Annotated in this window: 28 protein-coding genes; 24 read left to right on the forward strand and 4 right to left on the reverse strand. The window is 52.1% G+C overall.

The genetic code is table 11. The features are described from left to right. Nucleotides 1–79 precede the first annotated feature (79 nt). Genes fdrA through J1785_RS17160 form a run of 4 tightly spaced genes read left to right on the forward strand, consistent with a single transcriptional unit; the run spans nt 80 to nt 4,716 of the window. Nucleotides 80–1,747 (forward strand): acyl-CoA synthetase FdrA, encoded by a 1,668-nt coding sequence (gene fdrA / locus J1785_RS17145; protein WP_217219979.1) that lies wholly within the window; start codon nt 80–82, stop codon nt 1,745–1,747. Nucleotides 1,748–1,781: 34 nt separating this feature from the next. Continuing rightward, complete coding sequence (locus tag J1785_RS17150) at nt 1,782–3,050, forward strand: YlbE family protein (RefSeq protein ID WP_217219981.1); 1,269 nt, start codon at nt 1,782–1,784, stop codon at nt 3,048–3,050. Further along, nucleotides 3,047–3,829: an oxamate carbamoyltransferase subunit AllH family protein gene (locus J1785_RS17155; RefSeq protein ID WP_217219983.1), complete on the forward strand. Its 783-nt coding sequence runs from the start codon at nt 3,047–3,049 to the stop codon at nt 3,827–3,829. The genes J1785_RS17150 and J1785_RS17155 overlap by 4 nt, the downstream gene beginning before the upstream one ends. Next, on the forward strand, nt 3,817–4,716 hold the full coding sequence (locus tag J1785_RS17160) for a carbamate kinase (protein ID WP_217219985.1): 900 nt from the start codon (nt 3,817–3,819) through the stop codon (nt 4,714–4,716). The genes J1785_RS17155 and J1785_RS17160 overlap by 13 nt, the downstream gene beginning before the upstream one ends. Nucleotides 4,717–4,746: 30 nt before the next feature. On the opposite strand, the gene J1785_RS17165 is transcribed toward J1785_RS17160, so the two are convergent. After that, a complete protein-coding gene (locus J1785_RS17165; RefSeq protein WP_129953770.1) occupies nt 4,747–4,992 on the reverse strand; it encodes a YheU family protein in 246 nt (81 codons plus the stop codon). Further along, entirely contained in the window at nt 4,989–5,984 is a 996-nt protein-coding gene (locus J1785_RS17170; RefSeq protein ID WP_129991445.1) for a hydrolase, read from the reverse strand. The genes J1785_RS17165 and J1785_RS17170 overlap by 4 nt, the downstream gene beginning before the upstream one ends. 100 nt (nt 5,985–6,084) lie before the next feature. On the opposite strand from J1785_RS17170, the gene J1785_RS17175 reads away from it, so the two are divergent. Further along, nucleotides 6,085–6,687, forward strand: a complete 603-nt coding sequence (locus tag J1785_RS17175; protein WP_217219987.1) for a LysE family translocator — start codon at nt 6,085–6,087, stop codon at nt 6,685–6,687. A 54-nt stretch (nt 6,688–6,741) separates the two neighbouring features. Here the strand turns inward: J1785_RS17175 and J1785_RS17180 are convergent, their stop codons facing one another. After that, nucleotides 6,742–8,661 carry an ABC transporter ATP-binding protein gene (locus J1785_RS17180; RefSeq protein WP_129953767.1) on the reverse strand — a complete coding sequence of 640 codons (1,920 nt, stop codon included), beginning with the start codon at nt 8,659–8,661 and terminating at the stop codon, nt 6,742–6,744. Nucleotides 8,662–8,790: 129 nt separating this feature from the next. Between J1785_RS17180 and kefG the strand changes: the two genes are divergently transcribed. From kefG to slyD, 4 genes are all read left to right on the forward strand, one after another. Further along, entirely contained in the window at nt 8,791–9,345 is a 555-nt protein-coding gene (gene kefG / locus J1785_RS17185; protein WP_129953766.1) for a glutathione-regulated potassium-efflux system ancillary protein KefG, read from the forward strand. Next, nucleotides 9,345–11,153, forward strand: coding sequence for a glutathione-regulated potassium-efflux system protein KefB (gene kefB / locus J1785_RS17190; protein WP_129953765.1), 1,809 nt, complete (start codon nt 9,345–9,347; stop codon nt 11,151–11,153). The genes kefG and kefB overlap by 1 nt, the downstream gene beginning before the upstream one ends. A gap of 76 nt (nt 11,154–11,229) precedes the next feature. Next, entirely contained in the window at nt 11,230–11,433 is a 204-nt protein-coding gene (locus J1785_RS17195) for a YheV family putative zinc ribbon protein (RefSeq protein WP_129953764.1), read from the forward strand. A 198-nt stretch (nt 11,434–11,631) separates the two neighbouring features. Beyond that, on the forward strand, nt 11,632–12,231 hold the full coding sequence (gene slyD, locus J1785_RS17200) for a peptidylprolyl isomerase (protein WP_129991443.1): 600 nt from the start codon (nt 11,632–11,634) through the stop codon (nt 12,229–12,231). A 70-nt stretch (nt 12,232–12,301) separates the two neighbouring features. On the opposite strand, the gene J1785_RS17205 is transcribed toward slyD, so the two are convergent. Next, nucleotides 12,302–12,520, reverse strand: a complete 219-nt coding sequence (locus tag J1785_RS17205) for a protein SlyX (protein WP_129954166.1) — start codon at nt 12,518–12,520, stop codon at nt 12,302–12,304. Nucleotides 12,521–12,813: 293 nt separating this feature from the next. Here J1785_RS17205 and fkpA point away from each other — a divergent pair, with 293 nt between their 5' ends. From fkpA to rplL, 15 genes are all read left to right on the forward strand, one after another. Next, entirely contained in the window at nt 12,814–13,674 is an 861-nt protein-coding gene (gene fkpA, locus J1785_RS17210) for an FKBP-type peptidyl-prolyl cis-trans isomerase (protein WP_217219988.1), read from the forward strand. 265 nt (nt 13,675–13,939) lie between these two features. Continuing rightward, nucleotides 13,940–14,662: a helix-turn-helix transcriptional regulator gene (locus J1785_RS17215; protein WP_165383750.1), complete on the forward strand. Its 723-nt coding sequence runs from the start codon at nt 13,940–13,942 to the stop codon at nt 14,660–14,662. Continuing rightward, nucleotides 14,659–15,051 carry a sulfurtransferase complex subunit TusD gene (gene tusD / locus J1785_RS17220; protein ID WP_112288595.1) on the forward strand — a complete coding sequence of 131 codons (393 nt, stop codon included), beginning with the start codon at nt 14,659–14,661 and terminating at the stop codon, nt 15,049–15,051. Before J1785_RS17215 ends, tusD begins: the two co-directional genes overlap by 4 nt. A 22-nt stretch (nt 15,052–15,073) precedes the next feature. Beyond that, nucleotides 15,074–15,433, forward strand: a complete 360-nt coding sequence (tusC, locus tag J1785_RS17225) for a sulfurtransferase complex subunit TusC (RefSeq protein ID WP_113877162.1) — start codon at nt 15,074–15,076, stop codon at nt 15,431–15,433. Nucleotides 15,434–15,446: 13 nt separating this feature from the next. Then, nucleotides 15,447–15,734, forward strand: coding sequence for a sulfurtransferase complex subunit TusB (gene tusB, locus J1785_RS17230; protein WP_112288593.1), 288 nt, complete (start codon nt 15,447–15,449; stop codon nt 15,732–15,734). Nucleotides 15,735–15,877: 143 nt separating this feature from the next. Further along, nucleotides 15,878–16,252: a 30S ribosomal protein S12 gene (gene rpsL / locus J1785_RS17235; protein ID WP_009638963.1), complete on the forward strand. Its 375-nt coding sequence runs from the start codon at nt 15,878–15,880 to the stop codon at nt 16,250–16,252. 96 nt (nt 16,253–16,348) lie between these two features. Beyond that, the gene (gene rpsG / locus J1785_RS17240) at nt 16,349–16,819 is read left to right on the forward strand and encodes a 30S ribosomal protein S7 (protein ID WP_005969574.1); all 471 of its coding nucleotides are present in this window, start codon (nt 16,349–16,351) and stop codon (nt 16,817–16,819) included. Between the two features lie 96 nt (nt 16,820–16,915). Further along, nucleotides 16,916–19,030: an elongation factor G gene (fusA, locus tag J1785_RS17245; RefSeq protein ID WP_129953757.1), complete on the forward strand. Its 2,115-nt coding sequence runs from the start codon at nt 16,916–16,918 to the stop codon at nt 19,028–19,030. A gap of 71 nt (nt 19,031–19,101) precedes the next feature. Further along, nucleotides 19,102–20,286 carry an elongation factor Tu gene (tuf, locus tag J1785_RS17250; protein ID WP_013573670.1) on the forward strand — a complete coding sequence of 395 codons (1,185 nt, stop codon included), beginning with the start codon at nt 19,102–19,104 and terminating at the stop codon, nt 20,284–20,286. Between the two features lie 253 nt (nt 20,287–20,539). Further along, a complete protein-coding gene (secE, locus tag J1785_RS17255) occupies nt 20,540–20,923 on the forward strand; it encodes a preprotein translocase subunit SecE (protein WP_034794996.1) in 384 nt (127 codons plus the stop codon). Beyond that, nucleotides 20,924–21,469, forward strand: a complete 546-nt coding sequence (gene nusG / locus J1785_RS17260; protein ID WP_009639145.1) for a transcription termination/antitermination protein NusG — start codon at nt 20,924–20,926, stop codon at nt 21,467–21,469. It begins immediately after the preceding gene. Between the two features lie 180 nt (nt 21,470–21,649). Continuing rightward, nucleotides 21,650–22,078, forward strand: a complete 429-nt coding sequence (gene rplK / locus J1785_RS17265; RefSeq protein ID WP_217219989.1) for a 50S ribosomal protein L11 — start codon at nt 21,650–21,652, stop codon at nt 22,076–22,078. A 3-nt stretch (nt 22,079–22,081) separates the two neighbouring features. Beyond that, the gene (gene rplA / locus J1785_RS17270; RefSeq protein WP_120164019.1) at nt 22,082–22,786 is read left to right on the forward strand and encodes a 50S ribosomal protein L1; all 705 of its coding nucleotides are present in this window, start codon (nt 22,082–22,084) and stop codon (nt 22,784–22,786) included. Between the two features lie 337 nt (nt 22,787–23,123). Beyond that, nucleotides 23,124–23,621 carry a 50S ribosomal protein L10 gene (gene rplJ / locus J1785_RS17275; RefSeq protein ID WP_013577411.1) on the forward strand — a complete coding sequence of 166 codons (498 nt, stop codon included), beginning with the start codon at nt 23,124–23,126 and terminating at the stop codon, nt 23,619–23,621. Between the two features lie 66 nt (nt 23,622–23,687). Further along, on the forward strand, nt 23,688–24,053 hold the full coding sequence (gene rplL / locus J1785_RS17280; protein ID WP_013577410.1) for a 50S ribosomal protein L7/L12: 366 nt from the start codon (nt 23,688–23,690) through the stop codon (nt 24,051–24,053). Nucleotides 24,054–24,096 lie beyond the last annotated feature (43 nt).

Consider the following 24,096-nt stretch of genomic DNA (forward strand, 5'->3'; position numbering starts at 1 on the left):
AAATGTGATCCCGTTCACCTTGTGAGGTTTTATTTCTGCGTAGCCTGCGCTTCACCGTCTGAAAATATAAGGGAAGCAGATGATCCATGCTTGTATTAGAAAAGGAAGTTTTCAGGATTCAGTCAGCCTGATGATAATTTCCCGTGAGCTCAGTCAATCACCGGACGTTGACGATGTCTCGGTGATGATGGGGACACCCGCTAACAAATCATTATTAGAGGCTACCGGTTTCTGGCATGCCTGTTTTGAACAGGCGACGCCGAATGACATTTGCGTGGCGGTACGCAGCCAAAGCTGCGATGCAAGCATTATTGCCGCGATCACCGCACAACTTGATGAGGCTTTAAAGGCCGTGTCAGCAGGGCAGGGTAGCGGGCGATCGTTACCGGTAGCGCGTCGCTTTGCCAGTGCTGAGCAGCGTCTGCCTGAGGCCAATCTGATGTTGATTTCGATTGCGGGCGAGTATGCCGCAGGGCTGGCGCATCAGGCGCTCGACAGTGGCCGCAACGTGATGATTTTCTCCGATAACGTCACGCTGGAGGACGAAATCGCCCTCAAACAGAAAGCCCGGGATAAGGGATTACTAGTGATGGGGCCGGACTGCGGTACCGCCATTATTGCCGGTGCGCCGCTGGCGTTTGCCAATGTGCTGCCACGAGGCGTAGTCGGTGTGGTCGGCGCGTCCGGGACTGGCATTCAGGAACTGACATCGCAAATCGCGCTGAACGGACAGGGGATTTCTCAGGCTATCGGTCTCGGCGGGCGGGATCTTAGCGCCCAGGTTGGCGGCATCAGTGCTTTGACTTCCCTGCAAATGCTGGCAGACGACCCGCAAAGTCAGGTGCTGGCTTTTGTGTCCAAGCCACCGGCGGAAGCCGTTCGGCTGAAAGTGATGTCGGCGATGAAAGCCATGAGTAAGCCGGTGGTGGCGCTGTTCCTCGGTGTTCCGGTCAGCCAGGCGTGTGAGGGCAATGTCTGGCTGGCTTCGACCCTGGATGAAGCGGCACGCATCGCCTGCCTGCTGGCGCGGGTGGTTCAGATAGCTGAATCACAGCCTGCTGTCGCGGGTAAAAAAATCGCCGGGTTGTTTACCGGCGGCACGCTGGCGGCAGAGGCAGCGATGGTGCTGGCCGGGCTGCTGGGCATACACCCTGATCATGGGCATCTGCACGGCACGATGCTCGCTCACGACGGGCACCGCATCATTGATTTAGGTGACGATTTCTACACTGTCGGCAAACCGCATCCGATGATTGATCCGACCTCGCGGGAACAACTGATCCTCGGGCTGGCCGGTAAACCTGAAACCGGCGTGTTGCTGCTGGATGTGGTGATCGGTTATGGCGCACAGCGCGACCCTGCCGGTTCGGTGGCTTCTGCCGTCAGGCAACTGATGGCGCAACGCATCCGACATGCACCGGTGGTGGTGGTTGCGGTGGTGACGGGCAGTGAACAGGATCCACAGTGCCGTTCACAACAAATCGCCACATTGCGCGAGGCAGGCATTCTGGTGGTACAGACCCTGCCTGAAGCCACGGTGCTGGCCCATCATCTTTGTACCTGTAATGTCGTGACATCTCCCGCATCAACCAGCCCGCTGTTGTCGCAGGTTTCGGTAATCAACGCAGGCTTACGTAACTTTGCTCAGGATTTGCAATCGGCTTCAGTGCCGGTGGTGCATTACCCGTGGTCGCCCGTTGCGGGTGGCAATCGCCGGCTCGCCAGCTTGGTTGAACAGCTGGGCTGAGTCTGAATCTCCCCTTTGCATAACGAGACATCTTATGAAAAATATCCTCGAACAGGCGAATACCACCGTTATCGGACGTATTCGTCAGGCACGCCCGCACTGGCTTGATGTTCAGCCCGCCCGTCAGGCGATCCCGGTGCTAAATCAGGGTAAAACCTTACTACACGCTGGCCCGCCCATCCGCTGGGAAGACATGACCGGCCCGGTGCGCGGTGCCTGCATCGGGGCTTGTCTGTTTGAAGGCTGGGCGCAGGATGAACAACATGCCTTGCAACTGCTCGACAGTGGCGAGATCCGCTTTGTGCCCTGCCATCACGTCAGCGCGGTCGGGCCGATGGGCGGTATTACCTCGGCAAATATGCCGGTGCTGGTGATTGGCAATCTCACCGACGGCAACCGTGCTTTTTGCAACATGAACGAAGGCATCGGCAAGGTGATGCGTTTCGGCGCCTATGGCCCGGAGGTTCAGATGCGCCTGCGCTGGATGCGCGACGTGCTGGCTCCTGCATTGAGCGGGGCGTTGCAGCGTCTTGAGCGCGGTATCGATTTAACCGCGATGATGGCGCAGGGTATTACGATGGGTGATGAATTCCATCAGCGCAATATCGCTACTTCGGCCTTACTGATGCGCACACTGGCACCTCAACTGGCCGCCGGCAATCTGGACAAAACGTCGCTGACGGAGGTGCTGCATTTTCTGAGCAGCACCGATCAGTTCTTCCTCAACCTGGCGATGGCGTATTGCAAGGCAGCGATGGATGCCGGTGCAGCCGTCGGCACAGGCAGTATCGTGACTGCCATGACCCGCAACGGCAAAGAGTTTGGTATCCGGGTCAGTGGCCTCGGTGAGCGCTGGTTTACGGCACCGGTCAATATGCCGCAGGGGCTGTTCTTCAGCGGCTACAGCCAGGAAGACGCCAACCCGGACATGGGGGACAGCGCAATCACGGAAACCTTTGGTGTCGGCGGCGCAGCGATGATCGCCGCGCCGGGTGTGACCCGTTTTGTGGGGGCGGGTGGGATGGATACCGCCATCACCGTGTCTGAGGAAATGGCGGAAATATTCCTCGAACGCAACATGATGCTGCAAATTCCTGGCTGGGATTTTCAGGGAGCCTGCCTCGGGCTGGATGTGCGCCGCGTAGTAGAAACCGGCATCACGCCGCTGATTAACACCGGCATTGCCCATCGGGAACCGGGAATTGGTCAGATTGGCGCAGGCACGGTGCGTGCGCCGCTGGCATGTTTCGAGCAGGCGCTGGAGGCGCTGGCAGAACATCTCGGGGTTTATCCTCAGATATGAATATCCCCGCGCCGCTGGCGGTGAGTATCCACGCGCCGGCGTTTGCAGGTGACTGGCAGGTTATGGGGGTATTCTCCCGTGCCATCAATCTGATCAACCAACGGGGCGAATGGCTGACGCTGCATCGCTATGGTCAGGGGCTAAGTCCGATGGGCTGGCTGCTGCGGGCGAGGGATTTTGAAGGCCTGCTCAGCCGTCTGACATTAGGGGATGTGGTGGGTGCGGTTACTGAAAGCCCGCCAGCACGCAGGATGAATCTGCACGTAATACAAGGCTCGGGGCAGCTTTATGACTATGTGCACGGATATCTGGCCGGATGCCCGCAGCGTACAGGGCTGTTCGGTGAGCTTCGTCAGATTGTCTGCGAACCGGTCGGCGGAGAACTGGCGCACATTCAGCATCAGTTATTGCGACAGTTACAGGGGCATCGCGTGGACTGGAAGAATGTGGTGGGCAAAGGTTCGGGGCTGACGCCGAGCCATGACGACACGCTGACCGGCATACTACTGGTATGTGCGGTGCACGGATTACCGGTCAGGAATTTCTTTGATCATACACCGGACTTGCGCACGCTCACGTCATCGGTCAGTTGCGCCTATCTGCATCATGCGGTGAGAGGACAGTTTTCCACGCCACTGCTGCACCTGGCTCGCGCCCGGCGGGCAGAACAGGTGCTGTCGCTGGGGCATTCGTCGGGTGCCGATACACTGCTTGGCGTCTGGCTGGCACTGATGCTTTTCGGGAACACTTTCTTTAAGGATGGAAAATGGAAACTTTAGTGGTCGCGCTGGGCGGTAATGCGCTTTTACAACGGGGTGAATGCCTGTCAGCCGAAAATCAGTATCGCAATATTGCGACGGTAGCCGGTGCACTGGCGCGGCTGGCGACACGCTACCGTTTGGCGATTGTTCATGGTAACGGCCCGCAGGTCGGGTTGTTGTCACTCCAGAATCAGGCTTATACGGAAGTGCCCGCCTATCCGCTGGATATTCTGGTTGCAGAAACACAAGGTATGATCGGCTTTATGCTGGCGCAAATGCTCGGGCAGCAGGTGGGCATACCAGAGGTATCCACAGTACTGACGCGCATTGAAGTGGACAGCCGTGACCCGGCATTTGCATCTCCCGAAAAATTTATCGGGCCGGTGTATCCGTCAGGATCGCAGCAGGAACTGGAAAACCTGCACGGTTGGAAAATGAAAGCCGACGGGGCTTACTTGCGCCGCGTGGTGGCATCCCCCGCGCCTAAGCGGATCGTGGATATTGATGCTATTCAGCAGTTGCTGACGTGCGGACATGTGGTGATTTGTAACGGCGGTGGCGGTATTCCTGTGTTTGAGGATGGCAATGGGGCAGAAGCGGTAATCGACAAAGATTTATCGGCGGCGTTGCTGGCGCGGCAACTGAAAGCGCAAAAGTTGGTGATCCTGACCGATGCCGACGCGGTATATGAACACTGGGGAACGCCACAGCAGCGGGCAATCCGCCGTGCGACACCTGCACAACTCGCGCCTTTCGCGCAAAACGACGGTTCGATGGGGCCAAAAGTGTTGGCGGTCAGCGCGTTCGTGAAGTACAGCGGTAATCCTGCGTATATCGGTGCGCTGGATCAGATTGAAGCTGTGCTGGCAGGCGATGCCGGAACCTGTATTTCGGCATCGCTGTAAACAAAGGCTCCGCACTGGCGAAGCCTTTGTTTACCCGTCCTGCGGCACTTCTTCCTGCCCGGCGCGGAACTGACCGCGTGGCATAATATTCAGCGTTTCATGCAACTCTGACCATACCAGTACAATATCACCGCTTTTCAGCTGACGTTTCACGTCATCGACTTTTTGTTCCAGCGATCTTTCCTGCTCGCCGTAATCGGTGCCTTCGCGCAATACGAAGGATTCCACCACGCTGGTGAGCAGTTCAGGATCCAGTTCCTGCCAGGGAATAATCACTCTGTTTTTTCCTTAGTCTTATTTTCTAAATAGGGGGCGATCCAGGCCGGAATGCGTTGTTCCAGCCACATTTGGGGGTTACGTAAGCTGCCGGACACAAAGCCGACATGTCCGCCATGTTCCGTTAACTGATATTCCACGCAATCCGGTAAATCTTCTGCTTTCGGGATGACGTCGGGTGTCATAAACGGATCGTCTTTGGCGTGGATAATCAGCAGGGGGGTTCTGACCTGTGCCAGTAACGGCAGACCGCTGCACCGGCGGTAATAATCCAGCGCGTCGGTAAATCCGTGCGCTTTTGAGGTAATGGCATCGTCAAATTCACGAAGACGACGCATGGCTTTCAGTTGCGCCAGCGTGACGGGCAATGTCCCAGGGTATTTTGCCAGCTTACGCGAGGCATTGCCTTTGAGCTGACCGAGCAGATAGTGCTGATAAATCCGTGATGAACCGCGTTCCAGCCGGTAAGCGCAAGGTTCCAGCATCAGCGGTGCGGAGACCACCACGGCGGCGCTCAGCGTACAATTTTCGCCTTCCTGCCCGAGATAACACGTCAACATATTGCCGCCGAGTGACACACCTACCGCGCCGGTCGGGACTTCGCCATAGGTCTCATTGAGCCAGTGAATGAAAAAGCGGGCATCTTCGGTTTCACCGGAATGATAAATACGCAGCAGCTTATTAGGTTCACCGCCGCATCCGCGGAAATGCATGACCACACCAAGCCAGCCTTTGTCTTTCCACGCCTGCAATAAGCCGTGCGCATACGGGCTGTAAAAGCTGCCTTCCAGGCCGTGAAACAGGATCATGCGAGGTTTATGTCGCGCCTGTGCCGGATCTTCACTCCAGGCTAAATCCAGAAAATCGCCGTCCGGCGTATCCAGCCTTTGCCAGTGAGGTTTAAGTGTTGCATGCCGTCTTATCAGTCGCGGGAGTAGCGTCTGGATGTGCGGATTACTGGCCCCGCGTAAGGGGCGAAAGGTTTCAACCATAAGATGAATAAATTTCTCTTAAGAGGCTCTTGTGCGATCAATATCACGCTGTTAGCTTCAATGCTATCGCACATCTTTCGGGTCGGAGAACCCAAATTAAATGGAACCTGGTTTATTTTTATCGATGCTTGGATTTTTATGGGTCGCCGCCATTACCCCCGGCCCGAACAATATGTTACTCACCACGTCTGGCGCTAACTTTGGGTTCTTCCGTTCACTTTGGCTGATGGTCGGCATTATGCTTGGTATGCAAAGTATTTTGCTGCTGGTGGCCTTTGGTGTCGGCGGTCTCATCACGATTTATCCTGCGTTACACCTGTTTCTCAAAATCGCCGGTAGCCTGTATCTGCTGTGGCTGGCGTGGAAGATTGCAACGTCTGCCTATGAAAAACTGGAAACCGGTGCGCCGCCGCCAAAACCGATCCGTTTGTATCAGGGCTGGTTGCTGCAATTTCTTAATCCGAAAGCCTGGCTGATGGGACTGGGTGCGGTCGCGAGCTTCAGTCTGGCGGGCGACGCCTATAATCCTTCGATTGCCGGTATCAGCCTTGGGATGTTCCTGGTGAACCTGGTATCGGGCATTATCTGGCTTGGCTTCGGCACGGTGATTGGTCGCCTGCTGCGCAGCAAGCGTGCGTGGTACACTTTTAACATTGCGATGGGTATTCTGACCGCCGCCTGTGTGCTGTTAATCTGGCATTAATTTACAGACAAAAAAGGAGCCATCACGGCTCCTTTCCCGTTTGTGAGCATACGATCAGCTGTCGATATCAAAAGTTTTAGACATTTCTTCCAGTTGTTCCTGGGCATCGAGCCAGGTCATTTCAGTCTCTTCCAGCGCACCTTTCACTTTGGTCTGCTGTTGCAGACACTCCGTGAGATCGGCCTTACGGCTGATGTCATAAATGGCGGAGTCGGCCAGACGGGCTTCAATTGCTGCCAGTTCGGTACCCAGTTTCTCCATCTGTGCTTCCAGCCTGGTGATTTGCTTGCGCAGTGGCTGAGTCTGGTTGCGGAAATCGGCTTCGCGACGTTTCTGATCTTTACGCGATTGCGCACTGTTAACGCCGCCGTCTTTAGCCGGTGCATCCTGCTGGCTTTCCTGACGCTGAATGTCCACCAGCCATTGCTGATAATCTTCCAGATCGCCGTCGAACTGTTCCACTTTGCCGCCGTGTACCAGATACAAATCGTCAGTAGTGGAACGCAATAAGTGGCGGTCATGCGACACGACAACCATCGCACCCTCAAAGTCGATCAGCGCTTCGGTCAGTGCCTGACGCATGTCGAGATCCAGGTGGTTGGTCGGTTCATCAAGCAGCAGCAGGTTAGGGCGCTGCCAGACAATCAGCGCCAGCACCAGGCGCGCTTTTTCACCGCCGGAGAACCGCCCGGTAGGATCCGTCACTTTATCGCCGTGGAAACCAAATCCGCCGAGATAATCGCGCAATTGCTGTTCGGTTTCTTTATTCGCCAGACGCACCAGATGTTGCAGCGGCGAATCTTCTGCGCGCAGGAACTCCAGCTGATGCTGAGCGAAATAACCGAGTTTGACGCCTTTCGCCAGCCCAATGTCCCCGTGAAGCGGCGGCATGGTTCCGGCCAGCAGTTTGATAAGCGTCGATTTACCTGCACCGTTACGGCCGAGTAAACCGATACGTGAACCCGGCACCAGATTCAGTTTGATCGACTCCAGAATCGTGGTGTCGCCATAACCGGCGCTGACCTTTTCCATCCGCAGCAGCGGATCGGGCAAGCTTTCCGGTGAGCGGAAGCTAAAATGAAAAGGATTGTCTACGTGCGCCGGGGCTATCAGCTCCATGCGCTCCAGCATTTTAATACGGCTCTGCGCCTGTTTGGCTTTGGTCGCCTGCGCCCGGAAACGATCGATATAACTTTGCAGATGCGCCACTTTTTCCTGCTGACTTTCAAACAAAGCCTGCTGTTGCGACAGTTTGGTCGCACGCTGGCGTTCGAAAGACGAGTAGTTACCGGTGTATTCGTTCAGCGTCTGCTGTTCGATATGCAGTATTTTATCGACAATAGGATCCAGAAAATCACGGTCATGAGAAATCAGCACCAGCGTGCCGGTGTAGCTTTTCAGCCACTTTTCAAGCCAGATCACCGCGTCTAAATCCAGGTGGTTGGTCGGTTCGTCAAGCAGCAGTAAATCGGAACGACAAATCAGCGCCTGCGCAAGGTTGAGACGCATGCGCCAGCCGCCGGAGAAGGATTTGACCGGCTGCTGTAACTGATTCTGCGTAAATCCCAACCCGCTGAGCAGGCTCGCCGCACGCGCCGGAATGGTCCAGGCGTTAATTGCATCAAGTTTACCGTGCAGCGTGGCGATGGCGTGGCCGTCATCGCGGTCGTTGGCGTGCTGTAATTGTGCTTCCAACTGACGGAATTCGCGGTCACCGTCGATAACATACTCTATTGCAGGCTCGTCCAGAGCCGGTGTTTCCTGATTGACCCAGGCCAGTGCCCAGTTGGACGGAAAAGTCAGGTTGCCTGCGTCGGCGCTCATTTCACCTTTAAGCAGTGAAATCAGGGTGGATTTACCGCAGCCATTTTTGCCCACCAGCCCGACTTTCTGGCCGGGATTGATGGTCGCAGACGCGTTGTCCAGCAGCACGTTAGTGCCGCGTCGGATTTGTAAGGAGGAGAAAACAATCATAAAGCGCCGTGTTGAGAGTATGTTAAATTGTCATGATAATGATTTAAACAAGACGTATCGCGTCCCATTTTGTCTTTGCGAAGCATGGTAACGGAAAAACCGCACCCTGACGACGCTTTGGAGGTATTGATGTCGCAGCCACCAAAGGTTTTGCTGCTTTACGCCCACCCGGAATCACCCGATTCAGTCGCCAACCGCGTTTTGTTACAGCAGGCACAGCAGCTTGAACATGTCACCGTGCATGATTTATACGCCCACTATCCTGATTTTTTTATTGATATCCACCGTGAACAACAGTTGCTGCGCGAACACAAAGTGATCGTCTTCCAGCACCCTCTTTATACTTATAGCTGCCCGGCATTATTGAAAGAATGGATGGATCGCGTGCTGGCGCGGGGGTTTGCCAGCGGTGCTGGCGGGAATGCACTTAACGGCAAATACTGGCGTTCGGTCGTCACCACCGGTGAGCCGGAAGGCGCATACCGTGCAGGCGGTTATAACCGCTATCCGATGTCTGACATTATGCGCCCGTTTGAACTGACTTCGGCGATGTGTCATATGCACTGGATGACGCCAATCATTATTTACTGGGCACGACGTCAGAAACCTGATGTGTTGCAAAGCCACGCTGAAGCCTACGGTGAATGGCTGCGATCCCCGTTACCGCACGGAGGGATCGTCTGATGGATGTTTCAAATATACCTACGGCAATCCTGCTGTTTTTATTCGCTGCGGTGGTCGCGGTGCCGCTGGCGCAACGTTTAGGTATCGGCGCGGTGCTCGGCTATTTGCTGGCTGGCATTGCCATCGGTCCGTGGGGCTTAGGTTTTATCCGTGACGTGGATGAAATCCTGCACTTCTCTGAACTGGGTGTGGTTTTCCTGATGTTTATCATCGGGCTGGAACTGAACCCCGGAAAATTATGGGCGCTGCGGCGGCAAATTTTTGGCGTTGGTGCCGGGCAGGTGATCCTGACCGCGCTGGTGCTCGGCGGCCTGTTGTATCTCACGAAGTTTTCCTGGCAGGCAGCGGTGATTGGCGGTATCGGGCTGGCGATGTCATCGACGGCGATGGCATTGCAACTGATGCGTGATAAAGGCATGACGCGTAATGAAGGCGGCCAGCTCGGTTTCGCCGTGCTGCTGTTCCAGGATATTGCGGTGATCCCGGCACTGGCCCTGATTCCGATTCTGGCTGGCAGCTCCGAAGGCAGCAATAACTGGGAAATGATTGGCCTGAAAGTCCTGGCGTTTGGTGGGATGCTGATCGGCGGACGCTATCTGCTGCGACCTATTTTCCGGCTGATTGTGGCCTCCGGCGTGCGGGAAGTGTTTACCGCCGCCGCGTTGCTGGTGGTGCTCGGTTCGGCATTGTTTATGGATACGCTGGGCTTTTCGATGGCGCTCGGGACATTTATCGCCGGGATTTTGCTGGCGGAAAGCGAATATCAGCACGAACTGGAAATCGCCATCGAGCCGTTTAAGGGTTTACTGCTCGGGCTGTTCTTTATTTCTGTCGGTATGGCATTGAATCTGGGCGTGCTTTACACCCACATTTTGCTGGTGCTGGCGGGTGTGATTATTCTGGTGGCTGTTAAAACCGGCGTGTTGTACGGGCTGTCCCGTATTTTTGGTTTACGTACTTCGGTCCGGCTGCAATTCTCTGCCGTTCTCAGTCAGGGCGGGGAATTTGCTTTCGTGCTGTTCTCAGCGGCGGGTGCGCAAAAAGTCATTTCTTCCTCGCAACTTTCGTTGTTGCTGGTGGTGGTGACGTTATCCATGATGACCACGCCGCTGCTGATGCAGTGGGTCGACCGGATTCTGGTGAAGCGTTATAACGACGGCGAAGAGAGCGATGAAAAACACTTTGTGCAGGATGACGAGCCGCAGGTGATTATTGTTGGCTTCGGGCGTTTCGGACAGGTGATCGGGCGTTTGCTGATGGCCAACAAAATGCGCATTACGGTGCTGGAGCGCGATATCAGCGCCGTCGGGCTGATGCGCACTTACGGCTACAAAGTGTATTACGGCGATGCGACCGAACTGGAACTCCTCAGAGCATCCGGTGCGGAAAAAGCAAAATCAATCGTTATTACCTCCAATGAACCGGAGGATACGATGGCGATCGTGCATTTATGCCAGCAACATTTTCCGCATCTGAATATTCTGGCGCGTGCCCGCGGACGTGTTGAAGCGCATGAGCTTTTGCAGGCGGGCGTCGTGAATTTTTCCCGCGAGACGTTTTCCAGTGCGCTGGAGTTAGGTAAGAAAGCGCTCGTGACGCTGGGCATGCATCCGCACAGTGCGTATCGTGCACAACAGCATTTTCGCCGTCTCGATATGCGTATGTTGCGCGAACTGGTGCCGCAAAACCGTGGCGATGTGGCACAAATTTCCCGTGTGAAAGAAGCCCGGCGCGAACTGGAAGATATCTTCCAGAGCGAAATGCATAACGAACGCCGCCAGCTTGATGGCTGGGACGATGATGAATAGTCCGGTAGCGAAAAAAAATTCGGTTGTTGATCGAAAACTGACCGGACGCAATGTCGGCAATTTTTGGAGAAGTAATATGGCTATAACGCGTAAACGGTTCATCGCTGGCGCGGTGTGTCCGAAATGTAAGGCGATGGATACGCTGGCTTTATGGCAGGAAGATCAGGTGGAAGTGGTGGAGTGTGTGAAGTGCGGACACCATCAGCGTCAGACGGATGCGCAGGTCAGCAAGAAACTCCGGCCGGAAGAGCAGGTGATTGGTATTTTCGATCCGAAGTAGCGTTATGGCTCGTGTTTTTTTATGCTGTTAGTACAGAGACGCGGATTTCCGCTACACTCTTCGCCAAATTTATCCGGTCGCGCTTTTCAGGATGATCTCATCGAAAAGTGGCCGTCACTGAATTAGCCTTAAGCGAAGTTGCGTGCGTTACGAAACGCCCGCAGACAACAAATTGAGTTTCCAACGGTAGGAGTTATCATGAAAGTAGCAAAAGACCTGGTCATCAGCGTGGCATATCAGGTTCGTACAGAAGACGGTGTGTTGGTTGATGAATCTCCGGTGAGCGCACCGTTGGATTACCTGCACGGCCATGGTTCCCTGATCTCCGGTCTGGAAACAGCGCTGGACGGCCATGCCATTGGTGACGTTTTTGACGTGCATGTTGGTGCGAACGATGCTTACGGCAACTACGACGAAAACCTGGTTCAGCGCGTGCCTAAAGACGTGTTCATGGGTGTTGATGAGCTGGAAGTCGGTATGCGTTTCCTGGCTGACACCGACCAGGGCCCGGTGCCTGTTGAAATCACTGAAGTTGACGGTGACCACGTTGTGGTTGACGGAAACCACATGCTGGCCGGTCAGGATCTGAACTTCCACGTTGAAGTTGTCGCTATCCGTGAAGCAACCGAAGAAGAACTGGCTCACGGCCACGTTCACGGCGAACACGGCCACGATCATGATCATGAACATGGTGAAGGTTGCTGCGGTGGTCACGGCCACGACCATGATCACGACCACGGTCATGATCACGGTAAGAAAGGTGGTTGCGGCGGAAACGGCGGTTGCGGTTGTCATTAATCGCGTTGCACGTTTAGCAGTTAAAGAAAAAGGCGCCCCCGGGCGCCTTTTTGCTACGTTGAAATCAGCATCAATAATGCGGCGGAGGGGTTTCTTCCGACTGATCGGCAATCATTGATGGCTGACTGGCACGGAGTTTGTCGGTCAGCAGACGCAGGTGATCTTGCAGTCTGCTCATTTCCAGCTGATGTTGTGTGACAATCATGTTCAGCTCTTCAATGGTAATCTCCTGGAAAGCCAGCTTGTTTTCCAGCATCTCCAGACGTTGTTCAACGGTGTTTGAGTTCATCATCATTACCTCACTGTGTGGCCCACGTTGATCATGTTGAGCATTGACCGGAACCTCATCCTGTATTGTAGACCGGCGATTCTACCCGTAAAGCCACAGGATTACCTGACCTCCCTGACGCTTTATCCGTATATGCCGATCCTGTGACGAAACTTATTGATGCAAAAAAGGTCGGAATAAGACGCTAATGGCGTGTATAGAGATTGTTTTGTCGTGAGACGGACAGTTATAGTAACCGCCGAACTTTCGTAATTATTACCAGAGGTCATACACTTCTGGTCTTGGAGAAATGGATGAAATCACTGTTTAAAGTAACTCTGCTGGCAACCACCATGGCTATCGCCCTGAATGCCACTCAGGTTATGGCTGCTGAAGCCACAGCACCGGCCGCTGCTGCAACTGCGCCAGCCGCCGCCCCTGCTGCAACTGCTCCGGCAGCAACAGACACGGCCAAATTCAAAAGTGATGACGAGCAGGCTGCCTATGCTCTGGGTGCATCTCTGGGTCGCTACATGGACAACTCCCTGAAAGAGCAAGAAAAGCTGGGCATCAAACTGGATAAAGACCAGTTGATCTCTGGCGTTCAGGATGCGTTTGCAAATAAAAGCAAACTGTCTGATCAGGAAATTGAGCAGACTCTGCAAACCTTCGAAGGCCGTGTGAAAGCATCCGCGCAGGCTAAGATGGAGCAGGATGCCAAAGCTAACGCTGACAAAGGCGACAAATTCCGTGCTGATTTCGCCAAAGAAAAAGGCGTGAAGAAGACTGAATCAGGTCTGCTGTATCAGGTTGAAAAACCAGGTGCCGGCGCAGCACCTAAAGACAGCGATACCGTTGTTGTTAACTACAAAGGTACGCTGACGGACGGAACTGAGTTCGATAACTCTTACACCCGTGGTGAGCCGTTGTCCTTCCGTCTTGACGGTGTAATCCCTGGCTGGACCGAAGGCCTGAAGCACATCAAGAAAGGCGGCAAAATCAAGCTGGTCATCCCACCGGCACTGGCTTACGGCAAAACTGGCGTTCCGGGGATCCCGGCTAACTCCACGTTGGTGTTCGACGTTGAACTGCTGGATGTGAAAGCCGCGCCTAAAGCTGATCCAAAAGCTGCAGAAAAACCTGCTGAAGCAGAAGCTGCACCAAAAGCAAACTAAGTCGTGCTGAGTTACTGCATAAAAACCGTCGCTTAACGCGGCGGTTTTTTTTTGGCATATGACTTTTATTTGAACCAGCCCTTCTTTTTATTGCGGTTACTCTATGATGATAACTTGACGCTTTTGTCTCCCCGGCATAACGTCACAGATCCATATAATCGTCAGGCCGTTTATTCTGTATTTTTGATACAGTAACGCCCCTGAATTGATGAATAATGCGTCCTGACTCCCGTTGGAAGGCGCGATATAGAGGGTGGTAGCTTCAATGTCTAATTCGCTTATAACTGGCGAAACCGGCGAACTGGATTTGCTGGACCAACGTCCTTTCAGCCAGGTTGATCACGAGATTTTGTCTTCCTACGAGGCTGTGGTGGATGGGCTGGCAATGCTGATTGGTGAGCATTGCGAAATTGTTCTGCATTCTCTGGAAGACCTGAAATGTTCAGCGGTTCGGATTGCTAATGGTGAGCATACTGGTCGTAAAATCGGCTCGCCGATTACTGATCTGGCACTGCGCATGCTGCATGATATGACCGGTGCTGACAGTAATGTGTCCAAAGCCTATTTCACCCGTGCGAAAAGTGGCGTGCTGATGAAATCTGTCACCATTGCCATACGCAACCGTGAGCAGCGTGTGATTGGCCTGCTGTGCATCAACATGAATCTTGACGTACCTTTCTCGCAAATTATTCAGACGTTTATGCCACCGGAGACGCAGGAAGTTGCCTCGTCCGTTAACTTCGCTTCATCCGTGGATGATCTGGTTGCCCAAACGCTGGAATTTACGATTGAAGAAGTCAATGCTGATCGTAATGTGTCGAACAATGCGAAAAACCGTCAGGTTGTACTGAATCTTTATGAAAAAGGTATTTTTGATATCAAAGATGCCATCAATCAGGTTGCTGATCGCCTCAACATTTCCAAGCATACGGTCTACTTGTATATCCGCCAGTTTAAAAGCGGTGAGCTGGTGGGGAACGAACGTTGAAACTGCGTTACTGCCTGCTGGTCACCGGCCCTGCATACGGCACTCAGCAAGCCAGCGCTGCGTACCAGTTCGCACTGGCATTGATTGGCAGTGGCCATCAGCTGGACAGCGTGTTTTTTTATCGTGAGGGCGTCCTCAACGGTAATATGCTTTCTGCACCTGCTTCGGATGAATTTGATCTGGTCAGATCCTGGCAACGTATGGCTGCAGACCATCAGGTTGCTCTCAATGTTTGCGTGGCAGCGGCTTTACGTCGCGGTGTCATTGATGAAACGGAAGCCCACAATCAGGGACACGGCCAGACGAATTTACAAGCCGGCTTTGCCCTGACAGGGTTGGGCAGCCTCGCTGAAGCGTCGCTGACTTGTGATCGCATGGTGCAGTTCTGATGGGTTATGGCAGGGACAGGCAATGAAAAAGATAGCGTTCGTGTTCACTCAGGGACCGCACGGCACGTCAGCGGGAAGAGAAGGCCTTGATGCGCTGCTGGCTACGTCAGCTCTGACCGAGGATATCGGCGTGTTTTTTATGGCTGATGGCGTTTTTCAGCTCATGCCGGCACAACAACCAGAAAAAATTCTCGCCCGTAATTATATTGCCACATTCGGTGTGTTATCACTTTACGACGTCGATCAGTGCTTTGTCTGTGAAGACTCGCTGAAGTCACGTGGTTTATCTGCGGGACATGAATGGGTGCTGGATGTCGAGCCGTTGTCTGCGAGTGAAATTCGCGGACGACTGGCCAGTTTTGATGTGGTGATGACGTTTTAAATCAGGAAATTCCATGCTTTTTACTCTTGCCCGTTCCCCGCAACAATGTGATTTCTCATTGATTGTTAAGCTGGTCGCTCAGGAAGATGCACTTTTGCTGATGCAGGATGGCGTACTGGCTGCGCTTGATGGCAGTGAGGCATGTAATCTGCTCAGCCAGCATGTTCAGTCGATTTATGTCCTCAGCGAGGATCTGGCGGCCAGAGGATTGGTTGGTCAAATTTCGCACAAAATCACATTGATCGACTATACTGGATTCGTCGCGCTGACTGAGAAACACACCCAGCAAACAGCATGGTGATTTACTGATCTGCTGTATATTTCTTGACACCCTCTTAGGTCAGCCCTAAAATTCTGCGTCCCCATATTAGCTAATGCTTTTTATGGGGCGATTTATCACGCGTTTACAAAGTAGTTTATGAACCAAAATCCAGGAGCTTTTTAATGGCAACAATTAATCAGCTGGTACGCAAACCACGCTCTACGAAGGTTGTTAAAAGCAACGTTCCAGCGCTGGAAGCTTGCCCGCAGAAACGTGGCGTATGTACTCGTGTATATACTACCACTCCTAAAAAACCAAACTCCGCACTGCGTAAAGTATGCCGTGTGCGTTTGACTAACGGTTTTGAAGTTACCTCCTACATCGGCGGTGAAGGTCATAACCTTCAGGAACACTCCGTGATCCTGATCCGTGGCGGTCGTGTAAAAGACTTGCCAGGTGTGCGTTATCACACCGTCCGTGGCGCACTGGACTGTTCAGGCGTTAAGGATCGTAAGCAATCTCGTTCTAAATACGGCGTTAAAAAGCCGAAGTCTTAATGGTTCTCCGTTAAGTAAGGCCAAACATTTTCACTTTACTGTCAAAATAAACTCTTAGAGTTTTGGACAATCCTGAATTAACAACGGAGTATTTCCATGCCACGTCGTCGCGTCATTGGTCAACGTAAAATCCTGCCAGATCCTAAGTTCGGATCCGAACTGCTGGCAAAATTCGTCAACATTCTGATGGTAGATGGTAAAAAATCTACTGCAGAAGCAATCGTCTACACTGCTCTTGAGACCCTGGCTCAACGTAGCGGTAAAGGCCACCTGGAAGCTTTCGAAGTCGCTCTGGACAACGTTCGTCCGACTGTCGAAGTTAAGTCCCGCCGCGTAGGTGGTTCAACTTATCAGGTTCCAGTTGAAGTCCGTCCGGTTCGTCGTAATGCTCTGGCAATGCGTTGGATCGTTGAAGCTGCTCGTAAACGCGGTGATAAATCCATGGCTCTCCGCCTGGCGAACGAACTTTCTGATGCTGCAGAGAACAAAGGTACTGCAGTTAAGAAACGTGAAGACGTTCACCGTATGGCTGAAGCCAACAAGGCGTTCGCCCACTACCGCTGGTAATCACTTCGCAGTAGTTATGCTAACCAAGCGGGCGCTTCAAGAAGCCAACCCGCTTGGGTTAACTGAACTTGAACGTCCTAGTTATAGAGGAATCAAATGGCTCGTAAAACACCCATTGAGCGCTACCGTAACATTGGTATCAGTGCTCACATCGACGCCGGTAAGACAACCACTACCGAACGTGTTCTGTTCTACACCGGTGTAAACCACAAAATCGGTGAAGTTCATGATGGCGCAGCCACCATGGACTGGATGGAGCAGGAGCAGGAACGTGGTATTACCATCACGTCCGCTGCGACTACCTGTTTCTGGTCAGGTATGGCTAAGCAGTTCGAACCACACCACATCAACATCATTGACACCCCAGGGCACGTTGACTTCACCATCGAAGTTGAACGTTCTATGCGTGTTCTTGATGGTGCGGTAATGGTTTACTGTGCTGTTGGTGGTGTTCAGCCACAGTCTGAGACCGTATGGCGTCAGGCAAACAAATATAAAGTTCCACGTATCGCGTTCGTTAACAAAATGGACCGTATGGGTGCTAACTTCCTGAAAGTTGTTGATCAGATTGAAAAACGTCTGGGCGCAACTCCGGTGCCTCTGCAACTGGCGATCGGCGCGGAAGAGAAATTCACCGGTGTTGTTGACCTGGTGAAGATGAAAGCAATCAACTGGAACGAAGCCGATCAGGGCGTGACCTTCGAATACGAAGAGATCCCAGCTGATATGCAAGAACTGGCTGAAGAATGGCGTCAGAAACTGGTTGAGTCCGCTGCTGAAGGCTCTGATGAGCTGATGGAGAAATTCTTTGGTGGCGAAGAGCTGACTGAAGAAGAGATCAAAGCTTCTCTGCGTAAGCGCGTTCTGAACAATGAAGTTATCTTGGTTACCTGTGGTTCTGCGTTTAAAAACAAAGGCGTACAGGCAATGCTGGATGCTGTTGTTGAGTATCTGCCTGCACCGACCGACGTTGAAGCTATCAACGGTTTGTTGGATGACGGTAAAGACACTCCGGCAGTTCGCCATTCTGACGATGCTGAGCCGTTCTCTGCTCTGGCGTTCAAAATCGCTACTGACCCATTCGTGGGTAACCTGACGTTCTTCCGTGTTTATTCCGGTCTTGTCAACTCAGGTGACACTGTATTTAACCCAGTGAAATCACAGCGTGAACGTTTGGGTCGTATCGTTCAGATGCACGCGAACAAGCGTGAAGAAATTAAAGAAGTTCGTGCAGGCGATATCGCTGCAGCGATCGGTCTGAAAGACGTGACTACCGGTGACACTCTGTGTGATCCAGATAATGTGATCATTCTGGAGCGTATGGAATTCCCTGAGCCGGTAATCTCCGTTGCGGTAGAACCAAAAACCAAAGCTGACCAGGAAAAAATGGGTCTGGCTCTGGGCCGTCTGGCGAAAGAAGACCCATCATTCCGCGTTTGGACTGATGAAGAGTCTGGTCAGACAATCATCGCAGGTATGGGTGAGCTTCACCTGGACATCCTGGTTGACCGTATGCGTCGTGAGTTTAACGTTGAAGCTAACGTCGGTAAGCCGCAGGTTGCTTATCGTGAAGCGATTCGCGCTAAAGTTACTGATGTTGAAGGTAAACACGCTAAGCAGTCTGGTGGTCGCGGTCAGTATGGTCACGTTGTGATCGACATGTATCCATTAGAACCTGGCACGAATCCGAAAGGATATGAGTTTGTCAACGAAATCAAAGGCGGTGTAATTCCTGGTGAATTCATCGGTGCGATTGACAAAGGCATCCAGGAACAGCTGAAATCAGGTCCGCTGGCCGGTTATCCGGTAGTAGATCTGGGCGTGCGTCTGCACTTCGGTTCTTACCATGACGTTGACTCCTCTGAGCTGGCGTTTAAACTGGCCGCTTCTATCGCCTTTAAAGATGGCTTTAAGAAAGCGAAACCAGTTCTGCTTGAGCCTATCATGAAGGTTGAAGTAGAAACTCCGGAAGAGAACACTGGTGACGTTATCGGTGACCTTAGCCGTCGTCGCGGTATGCTGAAAGGCCAAGAATCTAACGCTACTGGCGTTGTGATTCATGCTGAAGTTCCGCTTTCCGAAATGTTCGGTTATGCGACTCAGTTGCGTTCACTGACCAAAGGCCGTGCATCTTACTCCATGGAATTCCTGAAGTATGATGATGCGCCGAATAACGTGGCCCAGGCCGTTATTGAAGCTCGTGGCAAATAAGCCACTGGTTTAAACACAATGATCCCGTGCTCTCTCTTTGAAGGGAGAGCACAAGAGTAAGGAATATAGCCGTGTCTAAAGAAAAATTTGAACGTAACAAACCGCACGTTAACGTTGGTACTATCGGCCACGTTGACCACGGTAAAACTACCCTGACTGCAGCAATCACTACCGTTCTGGCTAAAACCTACGGCGGTTCTGCACGTGCATTCGACCAGATCGATAACGCACCAGAAGAAAAAGCTCGTGGTATCACCATCAACACTTCACACGTTGAATATGACACCCCGACTCGTCACTACGCGCACGTTGACTGCCCAGGGCACGCCGACTACGTGAAAAACATGATCACCGGTGCTGCTCAGATGGACGGCGCTATCCTGGTTGTTGCTGCAACTGACGGCCCTATGCCTCAGACGCGTGAGCACATCCTGCTGGGTCGCCAGGTTGGCGTTCCATACATGATCGTGTTCATGAACAAATGCGACATGGTAGATGATGAAGAGCTGCTGGAACTGGTAGAAATGGAAGTTCGTGAACTTCTTTCTGCTTACGAATTCCCAGGCGACGACATCCCGGTCATCAAAGGTTCAGCGCTGAAAGCACTGGAAGGCGATGCAACGTGGGAAGCGAAAATCATCGAACTGGCAGAAGCACTGGACAGCTACATTCCATTGCCAGAGCGTGCTATCGATAAGCCATTCCTGCTGCCAATCGAAGACGTATTCTCCATCTCCGGTCGTGGTACAGTTGTAACCGGTCGTGTAGAGCGCGGTATCGTTAAAGTAGGCGAAGAAGTTGAAATCGTCGGTATCAAGGACACTGTTAAGTCAACTTGTACTGGCGTTGAAATGTTCCGCAAACTGCTGGACGAAGGCCGTGCAGGCGAGAACGTGGGTGTTCTGCTGCGTGGTATCAAACGTGAAGACATCGAACGTGGTCAGGTTCTGGCTAAACCAGGTTCAATCAAACCACACACCAAGTTTGATTCCGAAGTGTACATCCTGAGCAAAGATGAAGGTGGTCGTCATACTCCATTCTTCAAAGGCTACCGTCCACAGTTCTACTTCCGTACAACTGACGTGACCGGTACTATCGAACTGCCAGAAGGCGTTGAGATGGTAATGCCTGGTGACAACGTGAACATGGTTGTTACGCTGATCCACCCAATCGCGATGGATGACGGTCTGCGTTTCGCAATCCGTGAAGGCGGCCGTACTGTAGGTGCTGGTGTTGTTGCTAAAGTTATCGCTTAATCGCTGATAGTTTTTTGTCACTATTCGTTGACGCAATACACACTAAAAGGGCATCATTCGATGCCCTTTTTTCTACGCTGTGGCGCTAGAACCTATCTCATCAGCGATTTATACGTCATAATCACTGGTGAGATAGGCTCTGAGATATAGCGTAAAACACCGAATTGCGCTCAAGTAGAGCATCGATCGGTTTGGTTTGCCTCGCAATGCGAGGCAAAGTTGTTTGTTCTGAATCATTGTGACGGGTTGGTTTATGAGTGCGAATACCGAGGCTCAAGGGAGCGGGCGCGGCCTGGAAGCGGTAAAGTGGCTGGTTGTTGCCGTTTTGTTGGTTGTAGCTATTGTCGGTAACTATTATTACCGTGCATACAGCCTGCCGTTACGCGCGTTAGCCGTAGTTGTTATTATCGCAATTGCAGGCGCAGTGGCTTTACTGACCACTAAAGGCAAGGCAACAGTTGCGTTTGCTCGTGAAGCGCGAACTGAAGTACGTAAAGTCATTTGGCCAACGCGCCAGGAAACATTGCATACCACACTGATCGTTGCGGCGGTAACTGCCGTTATGTCTCTGATTCTGTGGGGGCTGGATGGTATTTTAGTCCGCCTGGTATCTTTCATTACTGGCTTGAGGTTCTAAATGTCTGAAGCACCTAAAAAACGTTGGTACGTCGTTCAGGCGTTTTCTGGCTTTGAAGGCCGCGTAGCGCAATCGCTGCGTGAGCACATCAAATTACATGACATGGAAGAACTGTTTGGTGAAGTCATGGTTCCAACCGAAGAAGTGGTTGAAATTCGTGGTGGCCAGCGCCGTAAAAGTGAACGTAAATTCTTCCCGGGTTATGTGCTGGTACAGATGGTAATGAATGACGCCAGCTGGCACTTAGTTCGCAGCGTTCCTCGTGTTATGGGCTTCATTGGCGGAACGTCAGATCGTCCTGCACCAATCAGCGATAAAGAAGTTGATGCGATCATGAATCGCCTGCAACAAGTGGGGGATAAACCACGCCCTAAAACATTGTTCGAACCAGGTGAACTGGTACGTGTTAATGACGGGCCGTTTGCAGACTTCAATGGTGTGGTCGAAGAAGTTGATTACGAGAAAAGCCGCCTGAAAGTGTCTGTTTCCATCTTTGGCCGTGCAACACCGGTTGAACTGGACTTCGGTCAGGTTGAAAAGGGCTAATACAACGTTCTAAATATTCGTTAGAACAGTTGTTGTACAGGGCGCGAAATTAAACTATAATTTCGCGCCTTTTGTTTTTATGTGCAGTCTTCTTGGCACATAAATGATAAAGAACAAAGTACTGTAAATAACGGGGAGCCTCTTCAAACAGGCGATATTACCCAAACGAGGATATTTACCATGGCCAAGAAAGTACAAGCCTACGTTAAGCTGCAAGTTGCAGCTGGTATGGCAAACCCAAGTCCGCCAGTTGGTCCAGCTCTGGGTCAGCAAGGCGTGAACATCATGGAATTCTGTAAGGCGTTCAATGCTAAGACTGATAGCATGGAAAAAGGCCTGCCAATTCCTGTTGTTATTACTGTTTATTCTGACCGTTCTTTCACCTTCGTTACCAAAACCCCTCCTGCAGCAGTATTGCTGAAGAAAGCGGCTGGTATCAAGTCTGGTTCCGGCAAGCCGAACAAAGACAAAGTAGGTAAAGTAACGAGTGCTCAGGTTCGTGAAATCGCAGAAACCAAAGCTGCGGACATGACTGGTTCTGACGTTGAAGCGATGATTCGCTCCATCGAAGGTACTGCTCGTTCCATGGGCCTGGTAGTGGAGGATTAATAAATGGCTAAGCTGACCAAGCGCATGCGCGTGATCCGTGACAAAGTTGATGCTACTAAACAGTATGACATCACCGAAGCCGTTGCTCTGCTCAAAGAGCTGGCCACTGCTAAATTCGTAGAAAGCGTTGACGTTGCTGTTAACCTCGGCATCGACGCTCGTAAATCAGATCAAAACGTTCGCGGCGCAACCGTACTGCCACACGGCACCGGTCGTTCTGTTCGCGTTGCCGTCTTCACTCAAGGTGCAAACGCTGAAGCTGCTAAAGCTGCAGGCGCTGAACTGGTTGGTATGGAAGATCTGGCTGACCTGATCAAGAAAGGCGAAATGAACTTCGACGTTGTTATCGCATCTCCAGATGCAATGCGCGTTGTTGGCCAATTAGGTCAGGTCTTGGGCCCACGCGGTCTGATGCCTAACCCGAAAGTCGGTACTGTAACCCCTAACGTTGCTGAAGCGGTTAAGAACGCTAAAGCAGGTCAGGTTCGTTACCGTAACGACAAAAACGGCATCATCCATACCACTATCGGTAAGGTTGATTTCGAATCCGACAAGCTGAAAGAAAACCTGGAAGCTCTGTTGGTCGCTCTGAAAAAAGCGAAGCCTTCTCAGGCTAAAGGCGTTTTCATCAAGAAAGTAAGCCTGTCCACTACCATGGGCGCGGGTCTTGCTGTTGATCAAAGCGGCCTGAGCGCAACAGTTAACTAATTAACTGCTGACGTTTATCGCTTTACGCGGGCGATAGATTTGTCTAGAATCTATGGCCCGTTGTTTCGTTAATGCGAAACCAAGATTTTTCGGTTGGAGCCTGGCCTATCCAGGCCTCCGTCCAAGACCGCAGGTGCCCCGAAAAGGGCTTAATCCTTCCTGCGTAGACGGTGACAGAGCCTGAAGAAAATATTTCTTTGTCTTTTTTATAAAGAATTAAGATTTGTCTTTGCTGGATTCTCTGCTCACCGTGTTTGAACGCTTGATATCGATTCTCGATAACAAGTGATGTGAGTTCCGGGGGTTTTCCCCGGCTAAATCCAGGAGCAAAAAGCTAATGGCATTAAATCTTCAAGACAAACAAGCGATTGTTGCTGAAGTCATCGAAGTAGCCAAAGGCGCGCTGTCTGCGGTTGTTGCGGATTCCCGTGGCGTAACTGTAGATAAAATGACTGAACTGCGTAAAGCAGGTCGTGAAGCTGGCGTTTACATGCGTGTTGTTCGCAACACCTTGATGCGTCGCGTCGTAGAAGGTACTCAGTTTGAGTGCCTGAAAGACACGTTTGTCGGTCCAACCTTGATTGCATTCTCTACTGAACACCCAGGCGCTGCTGCCCGTCTGTTCAAAGATTTCGCTAAAGCGAATGCAAAATTTGAGGTTAAAGCTGCGGCCTTTGAAGGTGAGTTTATCTCTGCGGCTCAAATTGACCGCTTGGCAACTCTGCCTACTTACGAAGAAGCAATCGCACGCCTGATGGCAACCATGAAAGAAGCCTCTGCAGGCAAATTGGTTCGCACTCTGGCTGCTGTACGCGATCAGAAAGAAGCTGCTTAATCAGCCTTTTTTATCTCGTTCATTTGCTTACGTATAAACTATTTCTGAATTCTAGGAACACTTGAAATGTCAATCACTAAAGAACAAATCATTGAAGGCGTTGCAGCTCTGTCTGTAATGGAAATCGTTGAACTGATCTCCGCTATGGAAGAAAAATTCGGCGTTTCTGCTGCTGCTGCTGTTGCAGGTCCTGCTGCTGCTGCTGAAGCTGTTGAAGAAAAAACTGAGTTCGACGTTGTTCTGGCCGCTGTTGGCGCGAACAAAGTTGCAGTTATCAAAGCTGTTCGCACCGCGACTGGCCTGGGTCTGAAAGAAGCTAAAGACCTGGTTGAGTCTGCTCCAGCAGCTCTGAAAGAAGGCATCAGCAAAGATGACGCTGAAGCTCTGAAAAAATCTCTGGAAGAAGCTGGTGCTTCTGTTGAAGTTAAGTAAGTTTAACTTCCCGGAGTGCAGTCTGTCCTAACAGGCTGATGGC

This window comes from Rahnella perminowiae, from assembly GCF_019049755.1.
Lineage (GTDB): Bacteria > Pseudomonadota > Gammaproteobacteria > Enterobacterales > Enterobacteriaceae > Rahnella > Rahnella perminowiae.